12 protein-coding genes are annotated in these 18,627 nt (G+C 37.7%); 4 read left to right on the forward strand and 8 right to left on the reverse strand.

All coding sequences use genetic code 11. From position 1 onward, the window contains the following. Positions 1-3: 3 nt before the first annotated feature. Together C4F40_RS07065 and C4F40_RS07070 are read right to left on the reverse strand one after the other, a co-directional pair. Entirely contained in the window at positions 4-3,204 is a 3,201-nt protein-coding gene (locus C4F40_RS07065; protein WP_196938641.1) for a SusC/RagA family TonB-linked outer membrane protein, read from the reverse strand. Beyond that, positions 3,201-5,747 carry a thioredoxin domain-containing protein gene (locus C4F40_RS07070; RefSeq protein WP_196938642.1) on the reverse strand — a complete coding sequence of 849 codons (2,547 nt, stop codon included), beginning with the start codon at positions 5,745-5,747 and terminating at the stop codon, positions 3,201-3,203. The genes C4F40_RS07065 and C4F40_RS07070 overlap by 4 nt, the downstream gene beginning before the upstream one ends. A gap of 617 nt (positions 5,748-6,364) precedes the next feature. On the opposite strand from C4F40_RS07070, the gene C4F40_RS07075 reads away from it, so the two are divergent. Both C4F40_RS07075 and C4F40_RS07080 read left to right on the forward strand, forming a co-directional pair. After that, on the forward strand, positions 6,365-6,769 hold the full coding sequence (locus tag C4F40_RS07075) for a helix-turn-helix domain-containing protein (protein WP_196938643.1): 405 nt from the start codon (positions 6,365-6,367) through the stop codon (positions 6,767-6,769). A gap of 24 nt (positions 6,770-6,793) precedes the next feature. Beyond that, a complete protein-coding gene (locus C4F40_RS07080) occupies positions 6,794-7,183 on the forward strand; it encodes a helix-turn-helix domain-containing protein (RefSeq protein ID WP_196938644.1) in 390 nt (129 codons plus the stop codon). Between the two features lie 199 nt (positions 7,184-7,382). On the opposite strand, the gene C4F40_RS07085 is transcribed toward C4F40_RS07080, so the two are convergent. Next, the gene (locus C4F40_RS07085; RefSeq protein ID WP_196938645.1) at positions 7,383-7,916 is read right to left on the reverse strand and encodes an alpha-ketoglutarate-dependent dioxygenase AlkB; all 534 of its coding nucleotides are present in this window, start codon (positions 7,914-7,916) and stop codon (positions 7,383-7,385) included. Between the two features lie 56 nt (positions 7,917-7,972). On the opposite strand from C4F40_RS07085, the gene C4F40_RS07090 reads away from it, so the two are divergent. Beyond that, complete coding sequence (locus C4F40_RS07090; protein ID WP_196938646.1) at positions 7,973-8,560, forward strand: hypothetical protein; 588 nt, start codon at positions 7,973-7,975, stop codon at positions 8,558-8,560. Then, entirely contained in the window at positions 8,560-9,522 is a 963-nt protein-coding gene (locus C4F40_RS07095) for a hypothetical protein (protein ID WP_196938647.1), read from the forward strand. Before C4F40_RS07090 ends, C4F40_RS07095 begins: the two co-directional genes overlap by 1 nt. A gap of 61 nt (positions 9,523-9,583) precedes the next feature. Here C4F40_RS07095 and C4F40_RS07100 read toward each other — a convergent pair whose 3' ends face one another. From C4F40_RS07100 to C4F40_RS07120, 5 genes are all read right to left on the reverse strand, one after another. Further along, positions 9,584-10,543 carry an AlbA family DNA-binding domain-containing protein gene (locus C4F40_RS07100; RefSeq protein WP_196938648.1) on the reverse strand — a complete coding sequence of 320 codons (960 nt, stop codon included), beginning with the start codon at positions 10,541-10,543 and terminating at the stop codon, positions 9,584-9,586. Continuing rightward, positions 10,536-13,211, reverse strand: coding sequence for an N-6 DNA methylase (locus C4F40_RS07105; RefSeq protein WP_196938649.1), 2,676 nt, complete (start codon positions 13,209-13,211; stop codon positions 10,536-10,538). Before C4F40_RS07105 ends, C4F40_RS07100 begins: the two co-directional genes overlap by 8 nt. A 63-nt stretch (positions 13,212-13,274) precedes the next feature. Beyond that, complete coding sequence (locus C4F40_RS07110; RefSeq protein ID WP_196938650.1) at positions 13,275-16,289, reverse strand: type I restriction endonuclease subunit R; 3,015 nt, start codon at positions 16,287-16,289, stop codon at positions 13,275-13,277. Positions 16,290-16,324: 35 nt separating this feature from the next. Continuing rightward, positions 16,325-17,617 carry a restriction endonuclease subunit S gene (locus C4F40_RS07115; RefSeq protein WP_196938651.1) on the reverse strand — a complete coding sequence of 431 codons (1,293 nt, stop codon included), beginning with the start codon at positions 17,615-17,617 and terminating at the stop codon, positions 16,325-16,327. Between the two features lie 2 nt (positions 17,618-17,619). Next, on the reverse strand, positions 17,620-18,624 hold the full coding sequence (locus tag C4F40_RS07120; protein WP_196938652.1) for a virulence RhuM family protein: 1,005 nt from the start codon (positions 18,622-18,624) through the stop codon (positions 17,620-17,622). Positions 18,625-18,627 lie beyond the last annotated feature (3 nt).

Consider the following 18,627-nt stretch of genomic DNA (forward strand, 5'->3'; position numbering starts at 1 on the left):
TGATTAAAAGTTAGCCGAAACACCTAATGCAATGGTTCTTGCTTGTTTAGGCACATTGTTAAAATACGGGTCAATATCCGCTTTGTTGGCATACCACAGCGTTGCTAAGTTTGATGCATAGATATACAGTCTGAGTTGCTGAAATGGCAACGCACTGCCCGAGCCAGCAAAACTGTAGGAAAGATTCAAGTCCTCCAAACGGATAAGATCCGCACTATGGATATGTACAGATGCATATCTATATACATTATCCCGATTCGCGTTTGCTGGATAGATCATCGCTGGCACGTTGGTGATCTTTTCATCCCCGGGCTGCTGCCACCGTTTCGAAAAATCACCATGTCCTGACCACCCGCTGATAATTCCAGCGTTCGAAACTGAATTAGTTCTAAAATAATGTCCAAATTTATAACTGATATTAAAAGACATCTGAAAACCGCTAACCGAGAAACTGTTGCGCAGCGCACCAAAATGCGTTGGCTGGGTCGGTCCGTGATATACCAAGTCGGATAGCTTTGTATTGTTGTAAATTACATTGAAGTCTGTACTTAATTCGCCATCAACGTATCCTTGAGGAGCTCCGTTATCCGGGTGTAAACCACCCCATTTAAAGCTGTAAGCTGTGTATAGTGGCATGTCGATTATCGGATTTATTCCGTTTAGACTTGTCACATATGTTCGGCCTACCTCGCTTACAGGCATTGTATATTCTAGTACCGTAGCTTTATTGAAGGCATAAACCAAGTTCGTCTCCCACCGCAATCTTCCTTTTGTGTTAACCGTATTCAACTGGATATCCAGTCCCTTACCTAACATCGATGCCGTATTGGCATAAACAGACGTAAAGCCTAAGGTCGGATCAGCCGGTGTCTGCGCCAAAAGGTCAACCGCTTGTTTCCTATAGTATTCAATTGTTCCGTTCACTCGACCACCTTGGACAGCAAATTCCATTGCCAGATTTAGCGTTTTCACCTTTTCCCAACGTAACTTTTCATTCGGAGGTGTGGTGATTGAAATGGCGGGCATATTGTGGGACATTCCATTGTTAAAAAGCGTTCCGACGGCGTACGTGGATGCAATCCGTGAGATATTACCATTCACACCGTATGTACCACGAAGCCGTAGTTTCTCTACGGCACGCCAGTGGTAAAACGGTTCATCGTGCAACTGCCATGCTGCTCCCACCGACCATAAGGGAGTACCCCGCATATTGCTCTCTACACCAAAAAGATTTGCCTCATCTTTCCTCAGGCTTCCGCTCAGCGTATAGCGTTGTTTATAGTGATAAGAGGCGTTTGCATACATGGACAAGAAATTATCCGTTAAGCGGCTAACCCTGTTATTGGACAAGGGTATCTGTGCGGTACCACCCGTATTGTGAACAGGATAACGGGTTATATAGTCAATCCGGTTATTTATAGCTTCATAATCTGCATTGTATCCATAGTACGATGTGCTGTTGCCGGCCGTTACCTTACTCCTTATTTCATAACCAGCGACACCGTTCAGTTGGTGTATCGCATTCCATGATCGATCCACATTCAGCTGTAGCCGTCCCTGATGTCCCTGCATATTCAGATTGTCCAGCCATAGCTGTCCGCCCTGCGGTACCGGATAGCTCAAATTTCCTGTCGTATAATCAATTTGCGTAAATCGGTTTACGGTGTTCCGAGCACCATAGGAATCGGCCTGCGCATGTAGCCGGTCGCCCCGTCCTTGATTTTGATACTGGTATAACATAGTTAGCCCCACACCCGGAATGACGCTATAGTCTGCGGAAAGGTTCATCAGAAGATCTCGAACCTTATTGTCTGTTTTAGTTCGGTGTATTTCTTCAAGCGGACGGTATGTCCAATCCATTAAGTAACCATCGCCGACTGTATTTACGAAACCCTTTCGAAAATTACTATAATATGCCATCGGATTGCCATCAACGTCTGCAAATCGAGCATAAGGGCTTATACCGTTACCAGTTCCTAAGTAATCCGATGCAATACCATCATTATTTCCTTTTTGAAGATTGTTTTGAATAAAACTAATGGTAGTTCCCAAGCGTAGCTTTTCAGTTAATTTGTAAGAAGTTACTGTTCGCAACGTAATGCGTTCTGTTGCTTGCCCGACCAATTGCGTTCTATCGTGGTCATATCCAGATGAAAAAACATAATTCAGTCGATCCTGATGACCACTTAACTGAACACTATGCTGCTGTTGCAGACTTGGTCTATAAAAATAACGACCAAGATCCTCACGGACATCATTCGTCTTCAGTTCGGCTAGTCTTTCTTCAAGATCAGTTGGATTTTCAATCATTAATTCAACAGCTTCCGGAATAGGATTCACTCTACCGGCAAATGTAGTTGCTGCCTGGGCTGCAGTGTAACGACCGTTTTCAAAAAGAAACCTCTCCCATTCCACCCTGTCCGCAGCACTTATCCACGATATATTATAGAGATCGGGTTTACCCCGGAATGAAATATTATGATTGAACGCGACCGATGGCTTACTTGTTCTCCCTCTCTTTGTGTTGATTACAATTACGCCATTGGCTGCTCTAGCACCCCAGATAGAAGCCGCCGCCGCATCTTTCAATATGCTAACATTTTCAATATCATTTGGATTTATATTGTTTATATCGCCATCATAAGGAAAATTATCCAATACGATCAGCGGACTGGCATCAGCGGTTATGGTCGATCTTCCCCTGATCAGGATTGGATCAGTTGCTTGTGCATCACCTCTGTTGAATAATAAACCTGGCGATAAATTCTCTAACCTGCTCAATACATCTGGCGTCACAGATCTGTTAAATGTGCTATTGTCTATTATGTCAAAACTTCCCGTAGCGCGTTCTCTAGGTATATTTTGATACCCTGTGCTAACGACCTCCACGTCGTCAATATGAATATTTGCAGGAAAAAGCTCCACCCGTATATTCTCTGAATGTATACCAACGGCGATCCTGCCCCTTTCATATCCCACATTATTAATTACGAGGGTATCTCCCCGTTCAGCGGTTATTTCGAAAAGACCTGATTCGCTAGTTTTGGTCTGCACTACTTCATTCCGAAGTAGTTTAACGGTGGCTCCAGATAGAGGCTTCCCGTTCGTACCATCCGAGACCGTTCCCCGAACAACTACTTGTTGTCCATATGCACTGCCCATAGCCATGAACAGTACCCAAATAATTACTATTGCTCTATTCATCGTTTGCGTGGATTTTTTAATGTGCCTGTTACCAACTCTTCGTTATCAGCGGCCGCAGAAACTATGAGCATAGCGATCTCTCTTTTTTGGATTGAAATTGTCAGCCCCAGATCCTCAAGCATTCCTTTCAGCTTTTCTGGGTTTTCCCTCCAACTATCGATAAGCTTATTCGATGGTCGTTCAGGCAGATACCAGTCCAAACCCGTTTCATCCAAGAAAACCGGAAGATCGGATTTCCATTCGATCACATAATTCAGCATATCGACCAAAGATGAAAGTGGATACCCTTTCTTATCGTACTTCTGTGGTTTATTTTTATCCAGTACCGATAACACATGGCAATTGACCAGCATACTTTTCCATTGCATTTCCAGGGCGAAAGCATTACTCAGATCGGCAGTCATTTTCCGTTTGATATCTTTCTGATCCGTTGTAGCTGCTGCAAACAACTGATAGCAAAATAAATTTGATATATCTTGTTCCGTATTTATCATCCATGCCATATCCGTAGCGTTTTGCAATTGGATCTCATTGTAGGAGATTTTTAGCGCAGACTTTATGATATCGATGACAGGTCTATTTAGAAAAAAATAAGTTTGTAAGCTGTCATTGGATCGACGACCGCTATTGCCCGTACCTTCAATATACCCTGTAACTATTGACTTGGTAATTAAAGGGGCGTTGCGCTCGATGGCATACTGATCTATAAAATCATACGGCTTAAAGAATACATCGCTTTTATTTTTCAGATCGGGAGTCTCGCCCGTTAAAAAGCCAAGTATGTTTTCGCGGGAGCTTGCTTCTCCACCAGTAGTGATATATAATCGATTTTCCGCTATCCAAACTTGGTGAGGTAAAAATTGGCACGGGAAATATTTCCTAAGCGCAATTTGTTCTACTGCAGTCATAAGCGAAAATTTTTCACTATCAAATTTCTTTTTAACCAGCGATGTCTCTTCAATAGACGAGGGCAATACAAAGAGGTCCTGCTCAAATTCTGGTAAAATATGATCTAACTTATGTAAAGACTTTATACAAGGGCTGCACCACGTGGCCCAAAAATCCAGTATAATAAGCTTCTTATCGCGGTAATCGTTGAGTGTGATGGTGTCTTTACCATCGGGATGGTTTACGACCTGCAATGGAAGGTTCCATAGCGCCTCCGGGATCGTATCCCCTATCTGGAGCGGTTCAATTTCATTCAGCCCATCTACAGTCCGCGTTTCCACGGACTGTGCTTGGGCCTCACTAAACAACACATATGAACAAAAAAAAGATATTAACCAAATCGCAAAAGGTTTACAGAACAGCGTCCTACTCCGATAATATCTTGATGTAATTAACTTGAACCCTAATTGGTTATCACACCATAAAGCTACACAATACTTACTAAAACAATGTAAATTATTCTTAAATTTTGCATAAGCTGCCTGCAACTTGTTACCAACTTCATGGTATACGGTCGGTAGCTTTTTAGTAAGTCTTTGGTAAGTCTTTAGTAAGTCTAAGGTATACTTTTGGTAAGTAACCCGTATACTAACCGTAGCTTTTTGGTATAGCGACCATAGGTGAACAGCACTTTTTCCGCTCGCTGTTCTGACTGTATTCTGCTTTTGTTCTCCCCTACTTCTACCCATGTTCTGCTTTTCCGGCTTCGCGCTCTGATCATTGTCTGATCGCGCTCCGATCGCCATCGGAGCACGAAGCCGGTGCGAAGCCGTACTGAAGCCGTGGCGATCGGAAGCAGGCAGAACTTGGTAGGTATCAGGTAGGGTGTTGACCCGATCTGTTGTATTCGCATAGTACGGGTTCTGTATCGTTGAAGTACCGTTTTTATGTACTGTTGATTTAAAAATGTCGGCTATCTTGTACAATATTGCCATGGCATAAGGCCATCTCACTGCCGAAATCAGGGCTTTTGTACTATATCCCTTTAATACTATATCATTACTTAGCGTATACTTAACACATACTTGGCGAATAGGGAGCACCTGCTCGGGATAAGAATGTACAAATTTGCTTGAAAGCACTTCCCTCACACCTGGCATGTCATGCTGACGATAGGAAGCATCTATTGATAATAACACTCTCCTTTCTTCCACATTGACGGATGTACTAATTAGTTTCTCTACGTTATCCCATTTCTTCGTTTGTTGTTCGACTGCTGTTCGACATTCCTTCGGGTGTTGTTCGAGAGTTCTTCGAGACCGCTTCGACATGTATTCGAGTCTTGTTCGACTGGTCTTCGACTGCTGTTCGACTGCGCTTCGACTGTTCTTCGGCAACGAGTCGAAGCCGACCCGAAGCGCAGTCGAAGGATTGCCGAAGAAAGGGTTACCCTTTCCCGAAGCTGTTAAGGCTCTTTTACGAAGCAACGGTGTAAACGCACCGAACAAGGTCCGAATAAAAGCTACTGGCTTTGGCCGTGCTGTATGTATCTGGACTTCTTTTTGGGCAATGCTTAAGGGTATTTCACCTTCTAATGGGTTGTCTTTTGTCTTGGGGAACAGGACATACCTCTCCCGTTTGCGTAATTTTCGCATTCTTTTAGTGGTTAGTGTAAAAGATTAGCTCGAGAGATGATCTAAAGATCTGACTCCTTTAACCTATCTCCTAGCAGGTTTCTTTTACTGTTAAAAAAATTATTTGTTTATCGGAATGCGGAATTATCTTCATAATTTGAGGTTTCACTCTTCGTCATCAACGCATCCTTCGAGGAGACCATTAAAATGGTCGGCAGCACCCGAGCTACTCGGGACTGCGGATGATGTTTTTAAAAAGTTGTTTTTTGAGATTTTTCATACTCACCTATTTATGTTTATTAGGTGAGTCCCAAAGGTTATAAAGAAACTATAGCGAGCTTCTACAACCGCGCTATAAGGTTTCGACTCCTGCTAAAACGGTATACAGTAGAAGCCCATATGCTATAGAATGTCGCTAAAGTACATAAAATATTCATATGGGCATTAATTATCTACCGCCTCGTTTAGCTTTGTTATGTCGAAATTTATAGCCGAGACTCCTTTATTAATGCCTAAATTCAAACAATAATAAACATAATGTTCTTAAAAAGAATATTACGTACAAAATTTAAACAAAGTAACCACATTTGTAATTCACAGAAACATTTCGTAGTTTTAAATCATTAACTAAATAAGAAATGAAAACTAATAATAACACTAATGATATTTTTTCGACCATCGGAAAAAATTTGCACACCGTCAGACATTCTTTAAAAATGACGCTTGAAGCTGTCGCCTCCCAAGTAGATGTAACCCATCCTGTATTAAGCAAAATTGAAAACGGACGGTATAATGGATTAAGTCTAACTCTTCTGATTAAATTATGCGATTTCTATAACATAACGTTGGCACAAATTTTAGATATTGAGGGACATCAAATTTTTAATTACTCGCAATACATAAATCAACCATCGGGAAATCATACCTTAACAAATAATGTTTCTGATGGTTATGAACAAGCTATCAAGGCATTAAAGGAGCAAATTGATTATCTGAAATCACAAAATCAAGACCTACTAGATAAAATTCTAAAAGTAAAATAGTACATTTGAACCAGAATAACAGATATGATTAACAATAAAATAGATTTAGTATCCTTAATAAGGACTGTAGGACGAAATATTGAAACCCTTCGTAATATAAAAAAAATGTCCTTAGAACTTCTAGCAAATGAGCTTAATTTAACTGTTCAGGAGTTGGACGATATTGAACAAGCAAAAGTCATAGATTTATCGCTAGGTCTGGTTACTAAAATCGCTAATTATTTCCATTGCACCCTTCAACAGATTCTAGATCTTCAACTTATTCAAGTTTTAAATAATAGCCAAAATATCGTAGGTGGAGATAGACAGGTGACTTATACAAATGAGGTCAAAGATGGTTACGAAATTTATATCAATCATCTCAAAGAAGAAAATCTAGAGCTAAAGGAAAAGATAAAATCATTATCAAAATAAAAAGATGTATTCTCCTTGAGATTTTCAAGCCATTTAAAAAATGGCTTGTCGTTTTTAACAGCAAACAGGAGACTAACTCTCCCCTCTATTCCGACTTCAGGAAAAAATTGCTGTGGTAAAGTATCCGCGTGAAGAACTAGGGCTTGAACACTTCTGCCTTTTTTGTAATTATCGACTACGACGACTGTGAGACGGACAGTTAAATCACCCTCCTAAACGTAACACTTATTCTTTCAAAAAAGGTTTCATTTATCCCATCATGCACAGAAAGAACTGAGTGTTTCCATTCTTTTTGAAGTTCACTTGACATGTGGAAAAAAGAATTTGGATCTAAAACTACTTCTATGGTTTGGCTGTCCTTTATGTTTTTAAACTTCATAACTCTCTTTGCACCTAAAGAAAGAATGGTAATACCTGTGTCCTTTTCTAAAATATCAATATTGTCGGAATGGTAGCCCATTTTTGAATCTCTATTATTGTAAAAATTGATTAAACAATTATTTGGCCGATATCCTAACTTAACGTCGATAAGATCTATAATTTCATCAAGATATTCAGGTACACCCTTAAAATCGTAAAAAGTATCATTATAGTTATACGGCTTTCCGTATGAAGCAGTCCATCTTGATCTCATAGTCTTCTCCCATAATGTTTCATTTCTAATAATCTCAAACAATTTAAGGTAATTTATACCATCGAATCGAAAAAATTGCACTTCATCTAAAAATTCCATAGCTTTACTACCTTAAGATTTGATGTAATATATTAATATTTTTTGAATAGACAAAAATGCCGATATTTGATATTAATGGACAGCCATTAGTTCATCACCTAGAATTAGTAAGAGAAATTAAAAACATTGAGTTTTGTGGCGGTACAGGGTTCTTTGGCAAAAAGGAATTTCCTCTTTGCTATTCAACTGATTTAGTATTACCTAAAATGGAACATTTTACTAAATTCCCCGATGATTACGAAAAACAAAGTTGTCATTATTTGGACGGAGTTTGTGATTTTTATAATCCTCCATTTAATGGCAGGACTTTTGACAATATTGTGATTTGTAATCCGTATGAAGTTGGATTTAATGGAAAGTATCAAACGAAAAATTTTCTTTCCAAGGTACAACAGCTATTAGATAAAAACGGAAAATTAACGTTATTAGGTAGTTCAAAAAATCCATGGTCTAAATTTAAGAACTTGAATAAATACTATTATAAGCTAATTGAAGAAGGCGAAGTAACGGATGTTTTTAACATTGATTTACAAAAATTAGAGGAAGATCATTACTATAGATCAAATTACAAATTTTATGTCACAGGACTTGGACAGGAAACAATTCCTGACGAACTAATTATAATTAGAAAAAAAATAGCGTAATGGACATTTTGATTGCTCAAAAAGATATTATTAGAAACATACTCCTAACAGAAAGTTATAGAGCAAAGAGTTATGTCAAAAAATTCAATTATCATATAGAAAGTATAGTGACTACATGCTCAGAGATTATTGGGACGAATATTGCTGAGGACAATGATTTCAAATTAACTAATTCTGTATACAATAGATGCCAAGCAATAATTTTGGAAAGTCTTGATGATGTTGATAATTCAGAATTGGATTGCCAGTTAGATAATCTTGAAGATTTATTGTATGATACTTTAGGCAAACAAGCGCGTAAATCCAATAAGAAGACAGATCAAAATTTAGTTGATACAATGTTAGATTTGACGATTGGTAATATTATTTTGAATTATAAATTTGACTATTTTTCAGAATCTAACAGCTATAATAATCCTTGGAAAGAGGTATCAAAGATTTTATTTGAAAATAATCTCGTATATACATTTTCTGACGATTTAGATAGGTTAAAAGACATAGGACTTAAAATTAACAAAGGTGAAAGCGAACTTCTTACAGATCATATAGTCGGAGTTGTAGGTAAGGGCAATAAAGAGAACTTTGCAACAGGTTACTTTAGAGACCTAGCTTCATTTAAAAATTTATTGTTAAGTATTTTATCAGAAAATAAGCATTTCAGTAATAATCCCATTAAAACCAGAAAGATTATTGAGACAGTTCGAGAATTAGGAATCACTGAAAACGAGTTTACTGACCAAAACATAAAAAATTGGGTAATTGATTCTTTAAAAAGGAGTAATAGATTAGGTTCAAATAATGACGGTTATTTCGTTATTGCAAATGGTGAGGATTTGATAGCATCTTATAAAAGGCATTTGGAAAGTTTTAAAGGATACTATGCCACTCTTGAAAGACATAAAAAAATGGCGGACAAATTTGGTGTATCTGAAGATCTATTGAATTTACACAACCAACGATAGTTTTTAATCCCTCAAAATTTAAATACTTTGAGGGACTAAATCTATAATATGATTTCCATTATTACTGACTTAAAACATTGAATCTTTCTGGCCAATTATTTTTTAAATAACTTGAAACCTCATTATCATTCAATTTTCTCGTGCTTGCCTGTCCTCTTATAAAGAGTACTTGAGAAATTGTTCCATCTGCAGCCGGCATATTAATATATATAGGGGATGAATGTTTACCTTTTACAACTATCTTACACACAGTTTTTCCCTTTACTTTATAAAATTTTATTGCTTCTAAATTAGATTGAAAATCGTTCCCAAATGACGTCTGAACCAACTCATCTAAAAGCAATTTGTATGCATCTTCCTTATCGCCACCAACTAGAGTAGAAAAATCGCCATCTTCCAGCCCACAAATGGATTTATCGTCATTTACACCTAAAAGCAAGACTCCTCCATCAGAGTTAGAAAATGCTGCTAAAGATTTAAGTATATTATGGTGACCAGACTTATTTTTCTTACCATAGAAAAAGTCATATTGCAAAGCAGATTTAAATTCGAGAATCCTGCCCTCGCTATTATCAATCAGACTTAAAATTTCTTTTTCGTCAATTGTCATTAAACGGTTGGGTAATTCCTGATGAAATTCATCTAGTTTAATAAACAGATTATTTAAGCCTGTAGGATCTTTCTTAAAAATAAGCTCTGACTCTGAAAAAATATTGTTAGCATTCGTAAAAGCTTCTTCGTCTCCAGTCAATATAACACGTGGTAAATGCTTGTAATTTCTATCTAAAAAGCTAAGTGCAGCACCAATAAAATTATTATTTTCGATTTCTTGATTATTTGTCAAAAGGCATTTTACATCCAAGATAATAGCAGTAATTTTACGATTGAGAAGGGGAATTTTTTCTTCCAACTCCTGTTTACTTCTACCCCAGGCGGTACGGTAACCTTTACTTTGTGCCTCAATTAAGAATGAGTCTTTAAACTCTTCCTTATCATCTATTAGTAACAAAAACTTATTCATAATCATTTAAAATTGGTATTTCAATTTCTATTTTAACTCCTGTTTTCAAATTTTCTTTAATTCGCAATTTTCCGTTATGTGCGTGAATAACTTTATCGATGTAATACCCCCCCATTCCCGTTCCTCTACTATTTGTTGACTTAGTAGCTATAGATTTATATTCCCTTTCAGTTATCTTAATAGCAGATCCATTCGTGTGGTATTCTAATATTACTACATCAGTCAATAGTTTTATATTGACCATTATCCTCCCATCTCTAATATCTCTAAAACTATGTTCAATAGAGTTACATATAAGTGTTCTAAAAACATCAACTATATGTGACTTAGATAGCTTAACTTCGACATCAGATCCAGTAATTTTAATATCTATGTAAGGATAGCTGCGCGAGACTTCTTGCATAACATCCTTAATTGAATATGTATTTAATTCCAGTTCTAAATGAATTGCTCTCTTCACGTCATCTAAAATTTGATTCAACAAGAGAGTACTGGTATAAGCACTAACGATAACTTCATTTAAAGATCTATTTTCGGCAGCTTCAAATCCTTCCTGCTCTTCCAAAATACTGTCATCAGCCACATACTCTTTCATCTCACCCAACTTATTAACTTCAGTAATCCGCTTAATTTTCTCTACGTGCGTATGGACTGTTGTAAGCATATGTTTGAGTTGATGGGTAATAGTCCTTACCAAATCTAGTTCAGTTTGCTCCTTTTCTTTATCAACATGTTCTTTAGTTAATTTAAAAGCTCCATTTGATTCTTCTTTAAAAATAATCTCAGATTTTTGTTGATCAATTTTATACTTTTGTGCAGCCGACTCCGCGTATGGAATTAAGATCTTCTTTATATCTTTTAATGAAAAGTAGGGAATTATATCACCTTTTCTAAATGAATTAATCTGATCTATAACAAAGAAACTATTAAGTTGAAAATACACATAGTCTAGATTCCAGAAGTTGTCTTGAACAATAATACTAACAATGTTACTTGAAGTTAGTATATAAGGTACTTCTGGTGTTGGGTAATAAATATTTGTCTTTGTTTTCTTACCAACTGTGCTTATCAAAATACATGGCTTAGAAATCGCATATTTGGACAAAGTAAAGTAATCATTTGAAGTAAAGTCGAACTCTCCCTTTACTTTCAACTTAATATCAAGTACTTCTTCATCTAGATCTTCTATTTTGATATACGGTACTCCAATGGGTAACTCTGGCAAATGGGATTTCGGTATTCCTCCCTTAACATCCGCTATAGCTTCTAAAAAAAATGCTCGCCCTTCTTTTAACATTATTTTTCTTATTAAATGTTGAGGGGAGTTCCTTTCAGCAGTTAAATTAAAATCTTCATCGAAGTCATTAATCTCTATAATATTCTGAGCAGTATTTTCATTAAAGTAAAGATACTCTTCAATGATTTTCTCAATATCTACTACAACACTATTTTTACTACTCTCAATCGGCGTTGCGCGAATAAATCTGATTTTATTTCGCAGTCTTTCGGGCTTTCTTTTATTCAAAATCAAGATTGACATTTTTGTGTTACTATAGGGCTTGTATGAGCCAGCAGGTAAACTTATAATAGTTTCTATTATATTATTCATAACTAAAAATCTTCTAGTTTCCTGATCTATACCTCTTTTTGTTAAAAAACTATCTGCAATGGTCACAACTGCTTTTCCATTAGCAGACAATAATTCATAACATTTCGTCACTAAAGAAGCGAATCCTCTTCCATTCGATTGCAAGTTTTGAAAGTAAAAGCCCGTTTCTCCTATATTCTTATATGTGACACCACTAATTGGAAAATCTGCAACAATGAAATCATATCTGTCATACTCCACTTGAAAGAAACTTCTTTCCTGGATTGGCTTATTTTGATACCCATGCAAGTACAAATTAAGATTTCCAATAACCGCAGATTGTATATTAATTTCGGTACCATAAATTTCCACATTTGGGAAACTCTTCACAGTAGACGTCAAAATACCTCCCATACCTGCAGTTGGATCAAAAACCTTCATAACAATCTTTCTGTCCGCAAGTTGTGGAAGAAGATTTCGAATAAATTCAGGAGAGGAATTTTTAAAACTTGACTTCTCTGCAGATAAATTGTAAATAATAAATTCAAAAATTGAGGCAAATCTCTCATCATCATATTGTGCAGTTTCAATATCAAACAGCAAGTTATAAATATCGCTCGAAACAGGATTGCCAAGTCGTTTAAATTGATTTTCTAATTCATAGAAAATTGAATAACCTAATGAATTTGTCTGTTTAAAAAAATCAAAATTTATTAACGAATCTATAAAAGAGAAATTAACTTCTTCTTTATCAGATATTCTCTTGAAAAACAAAAAACTAGCAATTAATAACTGCGTGTTTTCAAATGAAAACACATCACCTAAAAGTACCTTAATTCTGTTAACGCTTTTTACAAGCGTAATTAAATCCTCGTCTCTTACATTAATAACATAACCATTTACGATCTGAAATAGATGAGGGTATTTTCTTATACGCAACACAATTTGTTCAGCATTAGGTTTAGTCAAATCTTTCTTCAGGTAATCCTCAGAAATGACTAACTCTCTTTCAAGTTCCCAAGGAGTCATAGGCACGCCCTTTCTATTCAATACCAATTCAATCGCTTGATGTAAAGTCATTTTAATTATTTTATTATCAAAATAAATATATCCAAATTCAACAGTAAATAAATTACATTTTACCTACCGATCCAAATATCGTTGCGTACTATTCCGGAACTCCTGCTTAAACTGATCATCCATCAACCGCTTAGCAAATTCCATCTGGAACTTACGCATGGATAATGCTACCTCGTCAAATATCTTTTTATAAGCCAATTCTCGAGTGTAGGTATCTGGATTATCCAAATATTTGTTTTGATAATCCGGGTGCTCGGCAATACGCTGGGTGAATGTTTCGTAGACCTGCCGCTTATCCTCTGGTGTGGCATCCCAATCCGCAAACCATCGTTCGTTAAAGTCGTTTATAATCTTGTCCAATGCTTCCGTTTCGTCATCACCATGAGCGCCCCGTGGATTGGCATTAGCCGGATCAAGTACACTTTCGTCTTTATCTAATAATAAAGATTCATTCAAGCGTACGCGTTCTATACCATAGGTCGAAAGATCGACCGCATCTAATAATTCATCAAGTAATTCATCCTCCTTGCGCTTAACAATCATCTTCGGGATCAGGAACTTCAAGAACCAAAATAGTTTTTCCCAAGCCATATTTTCAAAAGTGATAATCGCTGCTACTTGTCCATATACCTTAACAAAGTGCTTGGCTTTGATCTTGAGATCCGCCTTTTGCTCATCATTTAAATCCAATGTATTATTGAATCGAATGGCGGCTTCATCGATAATCGGACTGAGTTCGTCGGCCGGAACATTTTGAAAAAATTTGGTATTGAAAATCTCAACTTCCGACCACTCGTAGACGCCTGAATCGTCCAAAGCATCTTTCAAGTCATGCAGCACATTGACATCAGTCGCTCCACTCAAAGAAGTGGCGGTATAAAATGGGTCAAAGGCAAATTTGATATCGGTACTATCGTTGAAAAAATCTAGCACGAACAGGTTTTCGGTTTTCTTGCCATATTTATTCGCCGATCGATTGAGCCTAGATAATGCCTGCACGCATAATACACCCTGCAATTTCTTATCGACATACATCGTTGTCAACTTCGGTTGATCAAATCCTGTCAAATACTTATTTGCTACCACCAAGATACGATAGTCGTCTTGATCAAACTGTTCTTTAGTATCTGAATCCGGAAAACCATTCAGCGAAGCTTCGCTGTACTCTATACCGTCTACCGTTTTCTTTCCAGAGAAAGCAATGATGATCTTAAATGGATTATCATATTCGGATAGTATGAGCTTCAAAGCCTGGTAGTAGCGGATGGCGGATTCGATACTTTGGGTAACGACCATCGTCTTGGCTTTACCTTTGAGCAGTTTTTTAAAGTAGACCTGTTGCAAAAAATGCTGCAACATAATCCGTGCTTTGGCTTGTATGGTGCGCGGATCTCGTTCTACAAAAGCTTTTAAACGTTTCTGGGCTTTGTTTGTATTAAACTCGGGATTATCGTCGATGGATTTCTTTAGCTGGTAGTAGCTTCTATACGTCGTATAATTTGCCAGTACATCCAAGATAAACCCCTCTTCTATCGCTTGCTTCATCGAATAGAGGTGAAATGGCCTAAATGAACCGTCTGACTGGCGCGTGCCAAATCTTTCTAATGTTGCATTCTTTGGCGTAGCAGTGAAAGCAAAATAGGATGCATTTTGGCGCATCTTGCGCGCTTCCATAGCTCGTAAGATCAAATCCTGTGCGTCGACCTCCCCTTCTTCATTGCTCTCGAGCTTGCCTAATACCTGATTCATCTTATCCGCTGCGGAACCACCTTGACTACTATGTGCTTCATCGATAATAATGGCAAAGCGTTTATCGCTCATATCATCAATATCGTCGAGGATATGTGGGAACTTCTGTATCGTAGTGATCACGATCCTCTTGCCGCTTTCTAATGCAAGCTTTAGATCACTCGATGAAAAAGCTGCGCCGATAATATTCTTTACTTCCGAAAAACTTTTGATATTATCGCGCAATTGCCTATCTAACACCCTTCTATCGGTAACCACAATTACGGAATCGAATAATGCTCGGCCTTCATTATCTTCTACCTCGATCAGTTGAAAAGCCGTCCAGGTGATAGAATTTGATTTGCCTGATCCGGCAGAGTGCTGGATCAAATAGGTGCTACCTGCCCCCTGATCCCTGACATCATGTATTAATCGCTGTACAACATCAAGTTGATGATAGCGCGGAAAAATATAGAATTTCTTATTTAATGGATCACTATCCTTGCCTTCGAGCAACATAAAATGTTGGATAATACTTGCCCAACTTTCCTGAGAGAAAATCTCTTCCCAAAGGTAGGCAGTACGGTGTCCATTTGGATTGACCGGATTGCCTTTGCCCATATTATTACCCTTGTTGAAGGGCAGAAAGAAGGTATCCTTGCCCTGTAATTTGGTGGTCATATATACTTCGTCGGTATCCACCGCAAAGTGCACCAGACATCGACCAAACTGAAGGAGCGGTTGGTTGCTGTCTCGACTGTATTTATACTGATGTATTCCTTGTACGGCAGCCGTCTGCCCAGTCCATGTATTCTTCAGCTCGATGGAGCACAGCGGTATTCCATTAACTGTAATGACCATGTCGATCTCTTCACCGGGATTGAGCGTAGAGTAACGAACTTGCCGGGTTACAGCGAACTCATTCTGCGCAAAGTTATCCCGTACGGATTGCGCGCTGCTGGCGCTTGGTGCTTCGTAAAAAAGTGTCAAATGTGCATTGTCTACATCTAGTCCTTTCTTGAGCACGCGAAGCACACCGTATTTTTTGATCATCCGATCATAACGTTCCAAGATTTTTAGTTTCCAATCGCCATAGACTTGCAGCTTGGCAAGTTCTTTGGTCTGCGTAGCCTGAAGGAAGTTCCAAAAACGGTGTGTATCCAATGCATAGCTCTTGTCAAAATCGAGTGCATCGCCTAGATAGTATCCTTTTCCGGACAGATATTGCCCATATTTGTCATTGGCATCTGCAATATTGGTTCCCTGCTCTTTCAGATCTTCCAAGGATGATCCTGTAAGTGCCTTTTCAATAAGGGATTCTAAAGCTTGTTCGTTATATTTTGAGGTCATACTTTCGAATTTAGATTTAAAATTGATAGCTAAAATTATTGAACTACTTTCAGCTTACCAGTAACTACTTCGTTAATCAAGCTTTTTTTGTATTCTTTCAACTTGATTATTTGTTCTTGCTTTTGAGCAATTGCTTTACCCATTTTTGAGGTTTGTTCATCTAAGTAAGCTACTATTTGACGTTGTTCATTAATTGGAGGAAATGGAACATATATCTCTCTTAATTTAGAAGCGTAGGTATGAACTATTATCTCTCCTTTAGAACTTTTCGCTTTTTCATATTTTGCTCCATTTGTACTCATACAATACGACAAATATTCACTTGAATTATAAACCTGCCTAAAAATAATTACATCTCCACCAGCCATAGTCTTTAATTGTGACTTGAAAACAACACATTTACCTATATCCTCTTTTAATTCCCCCGACCCCGTAAATAACAAGTCATCATATTCCAATTTAACAGCATTATGGCTAGCATCAACAGAGATCAAACGAATTGGATCCAAAATTTTGTAATTATATTTAGTGTATATATCTCCATAAAGAATAGCCGGCACTCCATCTTCCTCAACCAAATCAGCTTTTGAGAAACCACCACCTTTCGAAAATCTTCCTAAGGATGCTAATCGTCGTGTAGACCAATGCTCTGGTATGTCGCCAATCCAATCTATTCCAGAATTCTTCATTTGGACAGCTTCTCCATTAAAATGTTGAATTCCTTTGGTAACTGCATTTTGAATAGTGATTTGCCTTAGTTCACTTAGCTTTTCAATCTGTCGCTCTTTAAGGTGAATCGCTACATCAATTTTCTCACATTTATCGTCAAGAAATTTTGAGATGACTTTTTGTTCATTTAACGGAGGGTACGGTAACTCACTATTAGCAATATTATTAAAATTGATAGTCTGTCGAACTCCGGCCCCCAGTAATTTCATATATGAAATATCATATTGGTGGAGGAGCCATTTATAATAATTCTTATTTAATTGGATTACATCTTGTATCACAATATAACCAGAACTAACAACGACATCAATATCTGACAAAGCAATTCTTAAACTTATTAAATCATAATTTAGATTTAATGGATTGATGAGATAATCTCCTTTCAAAACTTCCTGATACGTTGCTTTAGTAGATGCGGGTATTTTCTCATCATCTTTGAAAACAACTTTACCAAAACTTATTGAACCTGCTGGTAAAAAAAAATTTAGTACTTTCTTTTTTTCTTTAAAAATATGTTTAAGCCTATTTAATTCCCAATGCTCCGGAATCTTACCCAACCAATCTATCCCACTATCTTTATATTTTTCGTATCGCTGCATGTTTACTTCTTATTTTTCCGTTCTAGACTCTTGGCTGTGGTATCAATAAAGGCGACAAAATCCTTCTCCACTTTGGATAGTTCATTTTTAGTCTTCTCCTTATACTTTGCATATTCTACTTCCGCCTTTTTCACTGCCTGATCATGGCTTACTGCTCCGGCATGCTGTAACACTTCATTGCCTACCATACGCAAAAATTCATCTAGCCGTGTTATCCAGTCCTGCATATACATCGGTTTTCGGTTTAGTGCCTGCAATTCAGCTAACTCCAAATAGGCCGTCACTGTACGATTGAGAATATTAAGCTCCTCTTCCGTCAGATAATTTTTAGCAACTTGTATCTCTTGCTTACTTGGCTGCTCGCCTTTGAAGTTGGTTAAACCCAAGTTAAGCTTCTCGGCATCGATACGTTTGTAAATCACTTCGGCAGCAGTATTGCCGTGTGCTGCCCAGTGCATCTTATTCTGTACCGTCTTGAAAAACGTCTGTGAAAGATCTGTCTTTGGGTCGTAATCGATACTGGTGGCATAGATATCTAACACTTTTCGCCAGAAGACTTTTTCTGAAGATCGGATATCGCGGATACGTGCCAATAACTCATCGAAGTAATTGCCCCCTCCTGCTTGCTTAAGCAATTCGTCATTCATCGTGAAGCCTTTGACGATATATTCGCGCAGACGTGCCGTAGCCCATTGACGGAACTTGGTACCCTGAGGACTCTTGACACGGTAGCCTACGGAGATGATGACATCGAGGTTGTAATAGTTTGTATCATAATTTTTGCCGTCTTCAGCAGTTGTCCGGAAATTCCGGACAACTGAAATTCCGTCTAATTCTTCTTCCTTGAATATGTTACTAATATGTTCAGAAATAGTACGTTTATTCTTTCCAAATAAGGTTGCCATTTGCGCCTGTGTCAACCAGACAGTCTCGTTTTCCAAGCGGGTCTCGATACGGATAATACCGTCGTCGCTTTGGTATATGATGATATCGCTTTGCTGCTCCATAGC

Origin of the sequence: Sphingobacterium pedocola (assembly GCF_015209965.1) — a bacterium.
GTDB lineage: Bacteria > Bacteroidota > Bacteroidia > Sphingobacteriales > Sphingobacteriaceae > Sphingobacterium > Sphingobacterium pedocola.